This window comes from Cerasicoccus arenae, assembly GCF_014651635.1.
In the GTDB taxonomy this organism is placed as follows: domain Bacteria; phylum Verrucomicrobiota; class Verrucomicrobiia; order Opitutales; family Cerasicoccaceae; genus Cerasicoccus; species Cerasicoccus arenae.
The window spans coordinates 34,434-47,549 of the sequence record NZ_BMXG01000012.1; the positions used below are offsets into that span (position 1 = coordinate 34,434).

Annotated in this window: 13 protein-coding genes; 9 read left to right on the top strand and 4 right to left on the bottom strand. The window is 52.9% G+C overall.

Going from position 1 to position 13,116, the window contains the following annotated elements; all coding sequences use genetic code 11:
- Positions 1-108 precede the first annotated feature (108 nt).
- From IE065_RS10665 to IE065_RS10705, 9 genes are all read left to right on the top strand, one after another.
- Positions 109-555: a Fur family transcriptional regulator gene (locus IE065_RS10665; RefSeq protein WP_189514837.1), complete on the top strand. Its 447-nt coding sequence runs from the start codon at positions 109-111 to the stop codon at positions 553-555.
- Between the two features lie 60 nt (positions 556-615).
- Complete coding sequence (gene sufC, locus IE065_RS10670) at positions 616-1,374, top strand: Fe-S cluster assembly ATPase SufC (protein ID WP_189514839.1); 759 nt, start codon at positions 616-618, stop codon at positions 1,372-1,374.
- Positions 1,375-1,393: 19 nt separating this feature from the next.
- Positions 1,394-2,395 carry an NADPH-dependent aldehyde reductase Ahr gene (gene ahr, locus IE065_RS10675; RefSeq protein ID WP_189514841.1) on the top strand — a complete coding sequence of 334 codons (1,002 nt, stop codon included), beginning with the start codon at positions 1,394-1,396 and terminating at the stop codon, positions 2,393-2,395.
- A gap of 24 nt (positions 2,396-2,419) precedes the next feature.
- The gene (locus IE065_RS10680; protein WP_200163346.1) at positions 2,420-3,124 is read left to right on the top strand and encodes a type 1 glutamine amidotransferase domain-containing protein; all 705 of its coding nucleotides are present in this window, start codon (positions 2,420-2,422) and stop codon (positions 3,122-3,124) included.
- A gap of 22 nt (positions 3,125-3,146) precedes the next feature.
- Positions 3,147-4,556: a Fe-S cluster assembly protein SufB gene (gene sufB / locus IE065_RS10685; protein WP_189514843.1), complete on the top strand. Its 1,410-nt coding sequence runs from the start codon at positions 3,147-3,149 to the stop codon at positions 4,554-4,556.
- Positions 4,557-4,621: 65 nt separating this feature from the next.
- Positions 4,622-5,950, top strand: coding sequence for a Fe-S cluster assembly protein SufD (sufD, locus tag IE065_RS10690; protein WP_189514845.1), 1,329 nt, complete (start codon positions 4,622-4,624; stop codon positions 5,948-5,950).
- 116 nt (positions 5,951-6,066) lie between these two features.
- Positions 6,067-7,929, top strand: a complete 1,863-nt coding sequence (locus IE065_RS10695; protein ID WP_189514847.1) for a mechanosensitive ion channel family protein — start codon at positions 6,067-6,069, stop codon at positions 7,927-7,929.
- Positions 7,926-8,483, top strand: a complete 558-nt coding sequence (sufT, locus tag IE065_RS10700; RefSeq protein ID WP_189514849.1) for a putative Fe-S cluster assembly protein SufT — start codon at positions 7,926-7,928, stop codon at positions 8,481-8,483. The genes IE065_RS10695 and sufT overlap by 4 nt, the downstream gene beginning before the upstream one ends.
- A gap of 42 nt (positions 8,484-8,525) precedes the next feature.
- Positions 8,526-9,140, top strand: a complete 615-nt coding sequence (locus tag IE065_RS10705) for a ClpP family protease (protein ID WP_189514850.1) — start codon at positions 8,526-8,528, stop codon at positions 9,138-9,140.
- Between the two features lie 53 nt (positions 9,141-9,193).
- On the opposite strand, the gene IE065_RS10710 is transcribed toward IE065_RS10705, so the two are convergent.
- The 4 genes from IE065_RS10710 to infC are packed head-to-tail and all read right to left on the bottom strand — an operon-like array spanning position 9,194 to position 12,957.
- Positions 9,194-10,852 (bottom strand): TIGR03790 family protein, encoded by a 1,659-nt coding sequence (locus tag IE065_RS10710; protein WP_189514852.1) that lies wholly within the window; start codon positions 10,850-10,852, stop codon positions 9,194-9,196.
- A 10-nt stretch (positions 10,853-10,862) separates the two neighbouring features.
- Positions 10,863-11,240, bottom strand: a complete 378-nt coding sequence (gene crcB, locus IE065_RS10715; protein WP_189514854.1) for a fluoride efflux transporter CrcB — start codon at positions 11,238-11,240, stop codon at positions 10,863-10,865.
- Positions 11,237-12,262, bottom strand: a complete 1,026-nt coding sequence (locus IE065_RS10720; protein ID WP_189514856.1) for an N-acetylmuramoyl-L-alanine amidase family protein — start codon at positions 12,260-12,262, stop codon at positions 11,237-11,239. The genes crcB and IE065_RS10720 overlap by 4 nt, the downstream gene beginning before the upstream one ends.
- On the bottom strand, positions 12,259-12,957 hold the full coding sequence (infC, locus tag IE065_RS10725) for a translation initiation factor IF-3 (RefSeq protein ID WP_189514858.1): 699 nt from the start codon (positions 12,955-12,957) through the stop codon (positions 12,259-12,261). Before infC ends, IE065_RS10720 begins: the two co-directional genes overlap by 4 nt.
- Positions 12,958-13,116: the final 159 nt, after the last annotated feature.

Sequence of the window (13,116 nt, forward strand, 5' to 3'; positions counted from 1 at the left end):
ATTCCGGCGTCTTTTTGGCGGGTTTTTGGGGTAATCGCTAATTGTAATGAAATTAGTTCTCAAAAGGGTTGATTTTTGGAATCATTCCAATTTACTTCTATTCTCAGCATGGTCACATTGTCAAATACCGCAAAATCCCACTTGGATGAAGCACTGTCCCGCAGCGGACTGCGCTCCACCCGTCAGCGGGAGCAGATCTATGCGGTGCTCCTGAAGCGCCGGGATCACCCGACGGCGGACGAAGTTTACGCTCGTGCCAAGGAGGTCATGCCTACGATTTCTCTGGCCACCGTCTACAATTGCCTAGAAACGCTGGTCGAATGCAGTTTGGTTAAGCGGCTTAATTATGAGCGTGAGCCCAGCCGCTTTTGTCCGAATGACGGCGAGCATGCTCATTTCCTAGACGAGGTGAATGGCCGAGTTTACGACATCCTTTTGCCGGAGGATTTCCAAGAAAGCGTTACAAAAATCCTTCCCGATGGGTTTGAGGTGAAAAAAGTGAAGGTGACCTTCACTGGTTATGCTCCGAAGGGCCTCGACACGAACTCCTTGTAGCTTTCACATCCCTATTTTACGCACTCACTCACTTTAGATTTTTGAAAATTAAAATTTCTCATGTCACTCGAAATCAACAACTTAAACGTCAGCATTGGCGAAAAGCAAATTCTTCGGGACTTCTCCTTGAGCGTCCCCGCCGGCCAGGTCCACGCGATCATGGGCCCCAACGGCACGGGTAAGAGCACCTTGGCCAAGGCGCTTGCGGGCCACGAAGATTATGCGATCAGCAGCGGCGAGGCCCTACTCAATGGCGAGAACGTCGTTGGGCTGGAGCCAGACGAAATTGCGCGTCTCGGACTGTTCATTGCGTTTCAGTACCCGGTGGAAATTCCCGGTGTAACGATCGCCAATTTCATCCGCGCAGCCTTGCAGGCTCGTTTGCCTGAGGGCGAAAAGATCGTCGCCACAGAGTTCTACAAGACGCTTCGCGCCACGATGGATGAGCTTAAGATCGATCGTTCCTTCTCGGCGCGCTCAATTAACGACGGTTTTTCCGGCGGTGAAAAGAAGCGCTGCGAGATTTTGCAGATGAAGATGCTCGATCCGAAATACGTCATTATGGACGAAACAGACTCTGGGCTCGACATTGACGCGCTTAAGATCGTTGCCGACGGCGTGAACGCCATGCGTTCGCCGGACCGCGGTTTCCTCGTGATCACTCACTACCAACGCTTGCTGGACTACATTGTGCCGGACGTCGTCCACGTCATGTGGGATGGCCGCATTGTGAAGACTGGTGGCAAGGAACTTGCCCTCGAAATGGAAGCCAAGGGCTACGATTGGGTAAAAGAAGAACTTGCTCCAACTGGGGCATAACCATCCACCAGATCCTACAATGAAAATCCAAGCCTACGCCGCCGCCTCGCCTAAAGCCGCATTTGAACCCTTCGAGTATGAAGCGGGTGAGTTGCGAGCGGATGATGTCTTGGTCGAGGTGGAGCATTGCGGGCTTTGTCACAGCGATTTGTCGATGCTCAACAATGATTGGGGCCGCACAGCGTATCCTTTTGTTGGCGGGCATGAAGGCGTGGGCAAGATCGTTGCCATTGGTGATCATGTTACTCATCTTAAGGTTGACCAACACGTAGGTGTGGGCTGGTTCTCTGGTTCTTGTATGCATTGCCAAGAGTGCATGTCCGGCCACCACAATCGCTGTGGCACAGTGGAGGAAACCATTGTCAACCGCCACGGTGGATTTGCGAGCCATGTGCTTTGCAAGGCCGAGTGGGCGTTGCCAATTCCAGAAGCATTGGACGCCAGCAAGGTTGGTCCGCTATTCTGTGGCGGTTTGACGGTCTTTAACCCATTGGTTCAGAACAATATCCGCCCGACGCAACGCGTTGGCGTGATCGGGATTGGCGGGCTAGGGCACTTGGCGCTGCAATTCAGTAACAAATGGGGCTGCGAAGTAACCGCTTTTTCTACTAGTCCAGACAAGGAAGCTGAAGCCAGGAAATTGGGGGCGCACCATTTTGTTAATTCCAAGGACGAATCGGCTCTCAAGAAGATTGCTGGTTCGCTGGACATGGTCCTCGTCGCAGTGAATGTCGGGCTGGACTGGAGCGCATATTTGAATATATTAAGACCAGGCGGTGTGTTGCACTTTGTGGGGGCGGCACCGACGAGCGAATTCATCCCATTTCAACTGATCGGCGGGCAAAAATCGATTTCCGGCTCCCCGTTGGGTAGCCCTGCTACTGCGGTGGATATGCTGGAGTTCTGTGCCCGCCACGATTTAGCGCCCGTTACTGAGCATTTCCCACTGGCCCAAATCAACGAAGCGTTTGAACACCTCGAATCAGGTAAAGCCCGCTACCGCATCGTCCTCGACAACTAAGTTTTTTGATTAAGAGCACTGACCATGGAAATCGTTAACATCATTATCCTGTTCATCGTCACCAGCCAGGCCCAAATGGGCGAGGCTGGCAAGCCGACTGGTGTCTGGATGGAGGAAGTGACAACGCCTTACTACGCATTCGTTGACGCGGGTTACGACGTGGTGGTGGTTTCGCCCGAAGGCGGCCAAATGCCGGTCGATCCGCGGAGCCTCGAAGGTGGTGCGGTAACGCAATCCGTGAAGCGCTATCAGGCGGACGAAGCGGCGCAAAAGGTTTTTACGGACACCCACAAGCTTTCTGAGTGGAAAGAAGTCGTAAACGCCGTTTTCCTGCCTGGTGGTCATGGCCCAATGTTTGATTTGGCCAACAACCAAGACGTTGCCATGGTCGTTGTTCAGCACTACGCGCTGGGCAAGCCAGTCGCTGCCGTCTGCCACGGGCCTGCTGGTCTGTTGACCGCCACGGATGACTACGGCAACTGGATTTTCGCAGACAAGGAAGTCACCGGATTTTCCAATGCCGAGGAAGCCGCTGTGGGCCTGACAGACGAAATGCCCTTCCTGCTGGAAGACAAGCTCGTCGAACTCGGTGGCAAATACGTCCGTGTAGAAAATTTTCAGCCGAATATCGTTGTCGACGGCAACTTGATTACCGGCCAAAACCCGGCTTCAGCCGAAGGGGCGGCACAGGCCGTCATTAAAAAACTTGAAGACCCGAATCAGGGTTAACGTATCAAAGAGGAGCACAACCATGAGCACCGAAGCACCAGAAATTAACATCGACCGCGACAAGGGAGATTTCTCCTATGCCGAAGACTACGCCTACGACGCTGGCATCGGTCTGAATCCTGGCACCATTGACTATATTTCCAAGGTCAAGGGCGAGGACGCGTGGGTGAATGAGTTCCGCCACAAGGCGTTGAAAATCTTTGAGGATAAGCCCATGCCGACGCATTGGGCCAGCGAAGATCTTAACTCGATTAAGTTCCAGGACGTGCGCTATTATTTGTCCAAGGGGCAGAAGCCAAGCCGCACGTGGGACGAGGTCCCGGACGACGTCAAGCAGACCTTCGAGCGTTTGGGCATCCCCGAGCAGGAGCGTGCATTCCTTGCTGGTGTGGAGGCGCAATTTGACTCCGAGGCTGCTTACTCCCGTATGAAGGAGGAGATGGAAAAGCTCGGCGTGATTTTCGTCGGCCCACACGAAGGACTCCACGAGCACCCGGAGATTTTCAAGCGCTTCTTCGGCAAGGTCATTCCGATTGGTGACAACAAGTTCTCTGCGCTCAACAGCGCGTGTTTCTCCGGTGGCAGCTTCATCTATGTGCCTAAAGGAGTAAAGGTGGCCCAGCCGCTTCAGGCCTACTTCCGCATCAACGCGGAAAACTTTGGGCAGTTTGAGCGCACACTGATCATTGCCGACGAAGGAGCCGAAATTACCTACATGGAAGGTTGCACGGCCCCCAAGTTTGACACTGCCACTTTGCACTCCGCTGTTGTGGAACTCGTTGCACTCAAGGGTGCCAAGATCCAGTACATTACGGTGCAAAACTGGTCCAACAACGTCTTCAATCTTGTCACCAAGCGTGGCATGGCCGAAGAAGACGCGGAAATTCGCTGGATCGACTGCAACATCGGTAGCCGCTTGACCATGAAATATCCGGGCGTCGTCCTCAAGGGCGAGCGCGCTCGCGGCGAAGTGCTCTCCATCGCTTTGGCGAACGACGGCCAGCACCAAGATACTGGTGCGAAGATGATCCACGCGGCGTCCAACACGACCTCTAACGTCATTTCGAAGTCGATCTCTATTGGTCAGGGACGGAGCACCTATCGCGGACAGGTTCACATCCCGAAGCGGCTTTCGAACTGCAAGAACAACACCGAGTGTGATGCCTTGCTGATCAACGCCAATTCCCGCACCGACACCTATCCGGCCATCACGGTTCGCGGCGACCACAACTCCGTGCAGCACGAGGCCAGCGTGTCGAAGGTTAGCGCCGAGCAAATCTTCTACATGCAACAGCGTGGCCTCAAGGAAGCCCAGGCAATGAGCCTCGCCGTCAATGGCTTCGTCAATGACCTCGTCCGCGAATTCCCCATGGAGTATTCGGTCGAGCTCAAGCGCCTAATCGATATGGAGATGGAAGGTTCCGTCGGTTAATTGCCCGTGCCGGTTTCATTCAGCCGGTTTCAGCATTCAGAATTTATCATTTTGCATTTCTAATCATGTCTCTTGTGACGACACCAGTTAACGAAAAATTTAGCGACGAGAACTTCCGCCACCATCTGGATGCCTTCTGGCTCAATGTACCTTGGGTGCAAGAGCTCAAGGAAAACAGCTGGCGTGAATATCAGGAGCTGCGTCCACCCGTTCGTACCGACGAGCACTGGCGCTTCACTGACCTGCGTAAGCTCAAACTCGAAGGTTTTAGCCCCTCTCAGGAGCCTGAAGAAGCGCAGAAGGCCGCCGTGCTGGAGCAATCGAATGTCGTGGGCAGTCCTGCTGGGCGTCTCGTTTTCGGGGACAATTTCCTGATCGATTTCGATGGCGTCAGCGGCGAGCTTGCGGCCAAAGGCGTGATCTGGATGCCTTTGAGTCAGGCTGTGGTCGAGCATCCGGAGCTGGTTCAGAAATACTTCCTCAATGAAGAGAATCGCCTCGGCTCGGAAAAGCTTTTGGCGCTGCACAATGCATTTTTCCACGGCGGCAGCTTCCTTTATGTGCCCAAGGGTGTGGAAATTGAGCAGCCGCTCTGCGCTTATTATTGGTCGATCGGCTGCAACGAAGCCATTTTCCCGCACACCCTGCTTGTCGTTGAGGACAATGCCAAGGTCGACTTTGTCGATTATTATGGCTCCTACGGCGATGATTGCTGCTCCACACTATCCTGCGGTGTTGGCACCATTTACGCCGGTCAGGGCGCGCAAGTCTTTCGCAAGATTGTGCAGAATTTCAACGAAGAAACACTGTCCTTCCAATTGGAGGCCAACATAGCCAGCCGCGACAGTTCGGTGAAGACGATCGCCGTCAACCTTGGTTCGGCCTACGCTCGTTTACAGAACCACACGCGTATCGTTGGCCCCGGTGCCGACGTGAAAATGTACGGACTGACTATTGCCAAGGGTGAGCAGGAGTTTGATCAGCGGACTTTACAAATCCACGAAGCGCCTCATGCCGTCAGCGATTTACTCTTTAAGAATGTGTTGCTCGATGATTCACGGACGATCTTCTCCGGCCTGATTAAAGTCGATAAGGACGCTCAGCAAACCGACGCCTACCAGACCAATCGCAACTTACTGCTTTCCAAGTCCGCCGAGGCGAATAGCCTGCCAGGCTTGGAGATCGAGGCGAACGATGTGAAGTGCTCTCACGGTGCGACCACGGGACAGGTCGACGAAAACGAACTGTTCTATCTGATGGCCCGCGGCATCCCTCGTGCTACTGCCTACGAGTTGCTTGTCTATGGATTCTTCGAGGAAATTGTTGAAAAAATCAGCAACGAAGACCTCCGCGAAAACGTTCGCCTGCTTGTGCGTAAGAAATTTGCTCAGTAAATTACGTCACAATTTCAGTGATATATTTTTAATAGGCTGAAAAAGGCGGTCCATTGGTAAATAGGGCTGAATCGCATTGAATTGATAGCAATAGACCCTAACATTGGGCAGTAGTGATGCGTCTTTTCATTCATTTGCCGATTTTTTGTCTGTTTCTTTGGGGGATCGCTATACCGGCTGTTGGTGATCCGCTGGAAGACTTCAATCCGGTTACTCCACTGGAGGACCCTGGGGAAATTCTCAATCTTCTGGACGAACTGGAGAGTGAGAGCCCTGACAGCGACGATGTTGGCTACCTTTTGCATCCGGCAAATACGAGTAGCCCACGGGATACGACCGTCAGCTTCCTCAAACTGACACAGCGGTTTTACGATCTAATCTCCGATGAAAGCTATTCCAGCAAGGAACGTGTGGAGGTTTTTCATCTATTTGGTCAGATGCAGGAATTCTTCGATCTGCGTGGGGTCGCGCCGTCTCTCCAGAAAGATTATGCCTCCGCTAGCGCGATTTATCTACGCGAAATCATTGACCGGGTTGGGTTGCCTCTACTGGAGGATATTCCGGACGAAAGAATGATGAGCAAGGCGATCAAGGATGGATTCCCTGCGCGGTGGCAACTGCCCGGTATGCCGTTTGAGATCATCCGGATTGATAGCGGCGAAGATGAAGGCCACTATGTTTTTAGCTCGGAAACGTTGATGGAGGTGAAGCCACTTTTCTCCGAAATACGTCATTTGCCTTACCGCACCGATAAAGCGAAGGATTTCTATTATTATTTCTTTCTCACACCCAATCCGGTTATCCCGAGTGCGTTGATCGATAATCTGCCATCTTGGGCGTTGGCGGATTTTTATGAGCAGACCGTTTGGCAGTGGCTCTCCATGCTGATCGTGTTGTTGGCTGCGGTACTTAGCGTTCTGCTACTACGGATGCTCATTAAGCGTATTGCCAATGGTAAGGCTGACTTGGTCCGGCATAGCTTGTTTTTGATTCCTCCGGGATACACGATAGTCGTTTGCTACATCAGTCACGACTTGATCGACGACAAAATTTTCATCACCGGTGATGTCTTTCAGGTAGTGGTCTATGTCATCTATGCAATCATTCTGATGTGCGCGATTATCCTCATCTTTATGCTGGGGACCATTGTTGCAGACATCGTCACTGGTTCCAAGCGTCTGCACCAAAGTTTTGACTCTCAGTTAACGCGTATTGGTATTCGCATCCTCAGTATTGTTGTTTGTTTGGCGATTCTGATCCAGGGCTTGCACCATATAGGTTTTTCGCTGGCAACCGTTATTGCTGGTGCCGGGGTGACAGGCCTCGCGGTGGCGTTGGCCGCGCAAAGCACGTTACGTAATGTCTTTGGCAGCCTGATGATCCTGCTCGATAAGCCTTTTCGGGTGGGGCAGCGTATTAAGGTCGGTGCAACGGATGGGGTGGTCGAGGAGATTGGCCTACGCTCCACTAAAATCCGCCTACTCACTGGCCACGTAACCAGTATCCCGAATGAACGCATGGCGGACGCCGAAATCGAAAACATCGGACAGCGCCCCTACATCCGTCGATTGACGAACATCACCATCACCTATGGCACACCTATACCGAAAGTCCGGCGAGCCGTGGAAATCATTCGTGAGATACTTTCTGTGCCGGAGGACTTTATCGCCGAAGTGGGCAACCAGCATCCGAATGCCTGCATCAATCACCCCGACTTCAGACCCCGCGTCGCGTTCAATGAGTTCAACCCAGATTCGCTAAACATCTTAATGATCTACTGGCACTTTCCGCCAGACTACTGGGAATCCATGGCCTTCACCCAGCGAATCAACGAAACGATCATGAAGCGATTCGAAGAAGAGGGTATCGAGTTTGCATTTCCGACTCAAACGATTCATCTTGCGGGAGAAAAGGTAACGCCGTTTCCTAACATTGAAGCGGAATCCAACGGACCTGCCAACGAAACCACGTCATCATGAGCGCTAATAACCAACGCACGCTAACCCGCGATGTCGAAGCCACGGTCATCCCGGCCGGGGATAAAATCAACCTGCCCATTGGGACCAAGGTCGACATCACCCACCGCCTCGGCGGCAACTTTACAGTGGTCTGCGACTACGGCATGTTCCGTATTCTCGGGACCGACGCCGATGCACTCGGTGAGGAAAAGCCCGAGGCGGTTGCAAAAGGAGACTCGGCGAATGGTGAGACCCATGAGGGGCCTCCTGGCGAAGATGCTATTTGGGATGCCCTTAAATCTGTTTACGACCCGGAAATTCCGGTTAATATTGTCGATCTGGGCCTCGTTTACTCGATGGACATCATGTCTGAGGAAAATGAGCACCATGTGGCCGTGCAAATGACGTTGACCGCGCCTGGTTGCGGGATGGGCCCAGCTATCGCAGAGGATGCCAAAGGCCGCGTTGAGTCCGTGCCAGGCGTCAAATCTGCCCAAGTGGACATCGTTTGGGATCCGCCTTGGACTCAAGACATGATTTCTGAAGAAGGTAAAATGGAATTAGGCCTTATCTAGTTGCCAACGCAGAAGTGATAATTAGCTTCCGGAAAAGTTATTATGGAATCAATTTACAAAAATCCCGTTTTCGAGTGCGACGAAGAAAAAGCGAAGGATGCTGGCAAGGGCGGCATCCAGATGATCATGGAAAAGAAGTTCCTTGAGGAACGGAAGATTTTCCTGTGGGGCGAAGTCAATGACGAGTCGATGAAAACCGTCATGGAAAAGATGCTCTATCTGGAGGCCGAAAAGCCCGGCGAAGAAATTAAGTTCTACCTTAACACGCCAGGTGGTTCGATCACTGCTGGTATGGCTCTCTTCGACACCATGAAGATGCTCTCTTCGCCGATTACGTGCATCGTCATTGGGATGGCGGCTTCGATGGGCAGCATCCTGCTTTCAGCTGGCAAGAAGGGTAAGCGCTTTGTCTTCCCACACGCCCGCGTGCTGATTCACCAGCCACTGATTATGGGCCGCATTGTCGCTCCAGCGGTTGACATCAACATCCAGGCCGAGGAAATGGAAAAGCTCCGTGAAGAGCTCAACAACATCCTTGCTAGCGCCTCTGGCCAGCCCATAGAGAAAATCCGTAAGGATACCGATCGCGACTTCTATCTGAATGCACAAGAGGCGATCGACTACGGTTTGGCCGACGCCATTATCGACAAGCTCTAAGCTGGTTGGCCCCCCCCTAGCCAAATGCGTGGGGCAAATAAACGAGATTCGGGTTATTTCTTCTTAGCAGCTTCGCGGGCAGCCTTACGGCGCTCGGCTAGTTCTGCGCGCTTACGCTTAATGGCGGCAATTTCGGTCTCCCATTTTACGGCATATTCGCGCTCACGAAATTGGTTAGCCAATGGAATGCCAGACTGCATGAAAGTCATCTTGGCTTCGTCACTCCGGGCTTCATTGGCTAACGTGCGGATGATCTGGTAACCGGTTTCACGCTCATTCATGCCAATGAGCATCTCTGCGATCTGATAGGCCAGGCCGAAGTCTTCGGGAGTGAAGGTTCCCATCTGCGCAACAAACTCAAGTTGCTTTACTGCCTTGGTGCGCTCATTACGCTCTTCCCAGCCTTGAGCGATGGCATAGGCCAGCGCCAGCCCAGGGGCTCGGTTGAAACCGCGGCGCTGATATTCAAATGCAGCGTCCTTGCCGGACTCTTTACCAATTCGTTCCGCTTCGCGAAGGATTACGTATTGATCGAGTGAGTTGTCTGCTTTCACGTTGGTCAATTGCTCATCGAGCGAAACCTTGAATGGCTGATAGAGCGGATCGCCGAGGAAGATCGTCATCCAGCTTAGGCCTTGTAGTGAATAATAGGCGGCCTCGCCAGTTGACATGCCGTCAACCAGTGCCTCAAGGAACAGGTGAGGCTGGTGGGTCAGCTGAAGGTAGGGCTCGTAGACGTTTCCTACTGTGGCTGCGACCCCACGCTCGACGAATCCGCCGCTCCAGCGCATGCTCGGTTGGCGCAATGCGTCGCCGGAAAAACTACTGATATGAATGGCAACAGAACCTGACGGCAAACGGAAAAGAGGGTCGTCAAATGGGCCATTTGGGACGTGGGTCCACCAGCCAAAATAGAGTGCTGGGGCATCCATACGATCTTTCCAGGAAAATTGCGGCTTTTCTGTGTCAATGCTTAGAGGGTAATTCAGTTGTTCGATCAATTTACCACATTGATCGAGCCACTCTTCACCCTGTTTATGTGGCCCTCCTTTGTCAAGGTAGGCACGTCCTTTCAGTCCTTGAGCTTCGCCCGCCAAGGCGCTGTCGATTAGGCGTTTAACGGCGGCCACGCTAGGTCCGTCTAAACGTGCGATACGCACGATACTGTTGAGCGCCATATAGCTCGGTTTTTTCTGTTGGAAAAGCGGATTGTTGACGGGTCCGGCCAATGGTGTGTCAATAAGCGGAAGCAGTGATAGCTCGCTGTCGACCGATGACTGGCTGTTGGCCATGGCTCCGGTCAGGTTATTGGGAAACGCCTCGAGAGCCTCCGTGGAGTGACCTTTGATCTGATAAGGCAGCCGACACAGCACGAGGTATCCGATTTTATGCCCCATGGAAACAACCTTTCGTCTGCCCGCCCCGTCGTTGTCCCGCGCCAAGACACCATTGATCCATTCGCGCTCGATCAGTTCTACCCGGAGTGGGTTGAAAATCTCAGCGAAGAACTGCTCGCCTGAAATTGCCTCGGCTTTGGTTGTGGAGAGCTTAATCAGGTTTTTGGGGGGAATGTCCCGTTTCGCCATGTAATACTCGGCAATGGCTAGCGAGTCTGGGTCATTTTCATTGGCAACGACGACAACATCTTCCGGCCCAATCGCGTAGATTCGCGCGGAGATTGCGAGCCAGGTTATCAGGGTGAAAAGGCGCATGTCGGCCAAGCTAAGTGGTGGCTATGGCGATGGCCAGCCTGATTCCGACCCAAGTCGCCGCTAGGCAGAGCATCACATTGAGAGCGATGTTTCCTAGCCCAGCTGCCCAGCGCTGTTGGTCCAGCATTGCCAGTGTTTCATAGCTGAAAGTGGAGAATGTGGTAAAGGCACCGCAGAAGCCAGTGGCGAAGAGGAAACGCAATGCATGTGGTGCATTTGTCTTGGCCCCCATCCAGCCCAGTACGATGCCAATGATCAGCGAGCCTAGCACGTTTACGGTGAAAGTTCCCCAAGGAAATCCGCCTCGCATCCAGTGGCTAATCAAAGCGCGAGATACCGCGCCCAACGCGCCTCCGATGGCCACGTAGAGCAATTGGACGGCGCTCATGAATCGAAACCACGTGCTCGGTTCAGGGCTTTCTGGTAATTCAGGATTCCGGTGACTATACCGTCTGCCAGTTTTTCTCGGTAAGCTGCGCTGCCGATGTTTCGGCCTTCGGTTGGGTGACTAACAAAGCCGCCCTCAACAAGGACGCCTGGGCATTGTAAATCTTTGAGCACTGCAAATCGCGCGTGTTTAAGGCCTCGGTCGTCTGCGCCGGATTTCTCAATCAACGAGGATTGGATATGGTAACCCGCCAAGGCGCTCCAGGCTTCAGCGCGATTACCCGCATAAGACCGCTTATCGGCGGTGCTGGCGTTGGTCGACGCGTGTCCGGCAGGCGTCATCACAAAGGTTTCTATGCCATCGACCTTGGAGGAGTCTACTGCATTGAAATGCAGACTAACAAAGAGATCTGCGTGAGCTTTGTTAGCGATTGCGGAGCGATCATTAAGGGAGATGAACCGGTCGCCTGAGCGGGTGAGCGTTACCTTATAGCCAAGCTTTTCGAGGCGACTTTTGACACGGAGGGTGAGGTCCATTACCAGGTTTTTCTCCTGCAACTTCAGTGATTTATTCTGTGCACCGCTGTCCTTGCCGCCGTGACCGGGGTCTAGCACGATATGGTAGAGCTTAGGCTTGGGGTCGAATTGGTGGGGGAATAGCAGTGGTTTGAGCAAGCTATTATAGTCGATCTCTGAAATGTGCAGTACTCGCTGGTGCATCGCGACAGGTGCGCCCAAATATACTCTCTGCCCATTATAAGTGAAATCACGCTGGTGCAGTGTGAAGTGCAAATCTGACCAGCGACTCGTGATCGATGCTTGCTGCTGGGCCACACGCCACTGATGTTCCATGCCAAAGCGCTTGGCAACATCGGGCAGGGAGACGTAATCTTGCCCGTTAATTGTGACTGCGCCGAGTGTGCCCATCCCCAAAACTACGCAGAGAATGGGCAGATAGGCAATTAGGCAGCGATGAGAGATCGCGCGAGCGGCGCAGATAATCTGTGCCACAGGAAGGCTCATTCCTCGCGTGTTTCCTCTTCCTGGTGATCGTCCTCCTCGTGATGATCATCCTCTTCGTGAATATCGTCTTCCTCGTGATCCTCATCGTCGTCTTCGTCAATATCCTCACCAACGTGAAGATTGTATTTCAGCGTCTTTCGCTTGCTGACGGGAAGGGGGGACATCGTCGTGGTGATGTTACGCCCAACTAGACGTGGGGCGCTGTCGGCCTGACCAATATGGTCGAGATCCTTGATGGCACGATTGACGACAACGAAGCCTAAATCCTGGTGCTGCATTTCACGGCCGCGGAACATCAGTGTTATCTTCAGCTTAGAGCCATGGTTGAGGAACTCCTCCGCTCGGCGTAGCTTCGTGAGAAAATCGTGTTCTTCGATGCGCACGCGGAACTTCACTTCCTTGAGTCGACCAGCGGATTGGGACTTCTTGCTGACCTTTTCCCGTTTGCTCTGCTCGTATTGGAATTTTCCAAAATCGAGGATGCGGCAAACTGGCGGTCGCGCATTCGGCGACACCTCCAGCAGGTCGAGTCCGGCCTGTTTGGCCAAATCGAGTGCGTCACGAGTCTTCATGACACCTACCTGCCTGCCGTCTGGTCCGATTACCCGAATTTCAGGCACGCGGATGCGTTCGTTTTTGCGTGGACCGCGTGGCACGTAGCGACCGCGCCCTTTTCCAAATGGTGATTTTCCCATTAAGAATTAGATACTAGCAGATTCCCGCAAATGCGCAGGGTCTCGCCTAGGTTAATGCTCGTTTTGCTAACGAATGTGTTCTTGGACATAAAAATCAGACTACAGTCTATTGCATCCGGGAAATTTTTTTCAATCACTTTCGCTCAAAAAGAAAAAGTA

Coding starts and splice junctions, on each gene's coding strand:
- IE065_RS10720 (WP_189514856.1), bottom strand. CDS start 12,262: ATGAGCCTTCCTGTGGCACAGATTATCTGCGCCGCTCGCGCGATCTCT.
- sufT (WP_189514849.1), top strand. CDS start 7,926: ATGAGCGCTAATAACCAACGCACGCTAACCCGCGATGTCGAAGCCACG.
- IE065_RS10710 (WP_189514852.1), bottom strand. CDS start 10,852: ATGCGCCTTTTCACCCTGATAACCTGGCTCGCAATCTCCGCGCGAATC.
- sufD (WP_189514845.1), top strand. CDS start 4,622: ATGTCTCTTGTGACGACACCAGTTAACGAAAAATTTAGCGACGAGAAC.
- sufC (WP_189514839.1), top strand. CDS start 616: ATGTCACTCGAAATCAACAACTTAAACGTCAGCATTGGCGAAAAGCAA.
- IE065_RS10680 (WP_200163346.1), top strand. CDS start 2,420: ATGGAAATCGTTAACATCATTATCCTGTTCATCGTCACCAGCCAGGCC.
- IE065_RS10695 (WP_189514847.1), top strand. CDS start 6,067: ATGCGTCTTTTCATTCATTTGCCGATTTTTTGTCTGTTTCTTTGGGGG.
- IE065_RS10705 (WP_189514850.1), top strand. CDS start 8,526: ATGGAATCAATTTACAAAAATCCCGTTTTCGAGTGCGACGAAGAAAAA.
- ahr (WP_189514841.1), top strand. CDS start 1,394: ATGAAAATCCAAGCCTACGCCGCCGCCTCGCCTAAAGCCGCATTTGAA.
- sufB (WP_189514843.1), top strand. CDS start 3,147: ATGAGCACCGAAGCACCAGAAATTAACATCGACCGCGACAAGGGAGAT.
- IE065_RS10665 (WP_189514837.1), top strand. CDS start 109: ATGGTCACATTGTCAAATACCGCAAAATCCCACTTGGATGAAGCACTG.
- infC (WP_189514858.1), bottom strand. CDS start 12,957: ATGGGAAAATCACCATTTGGAAAAGGGCGCGGTCGCTACGTGCCACGC.
- crcB (WP_189514854.1), bottom strand. CDS start 11,240: ATGAGCGCCGTCCAATTGCTCTACGTGGCCATCGGAGGCGCGTTGGGC.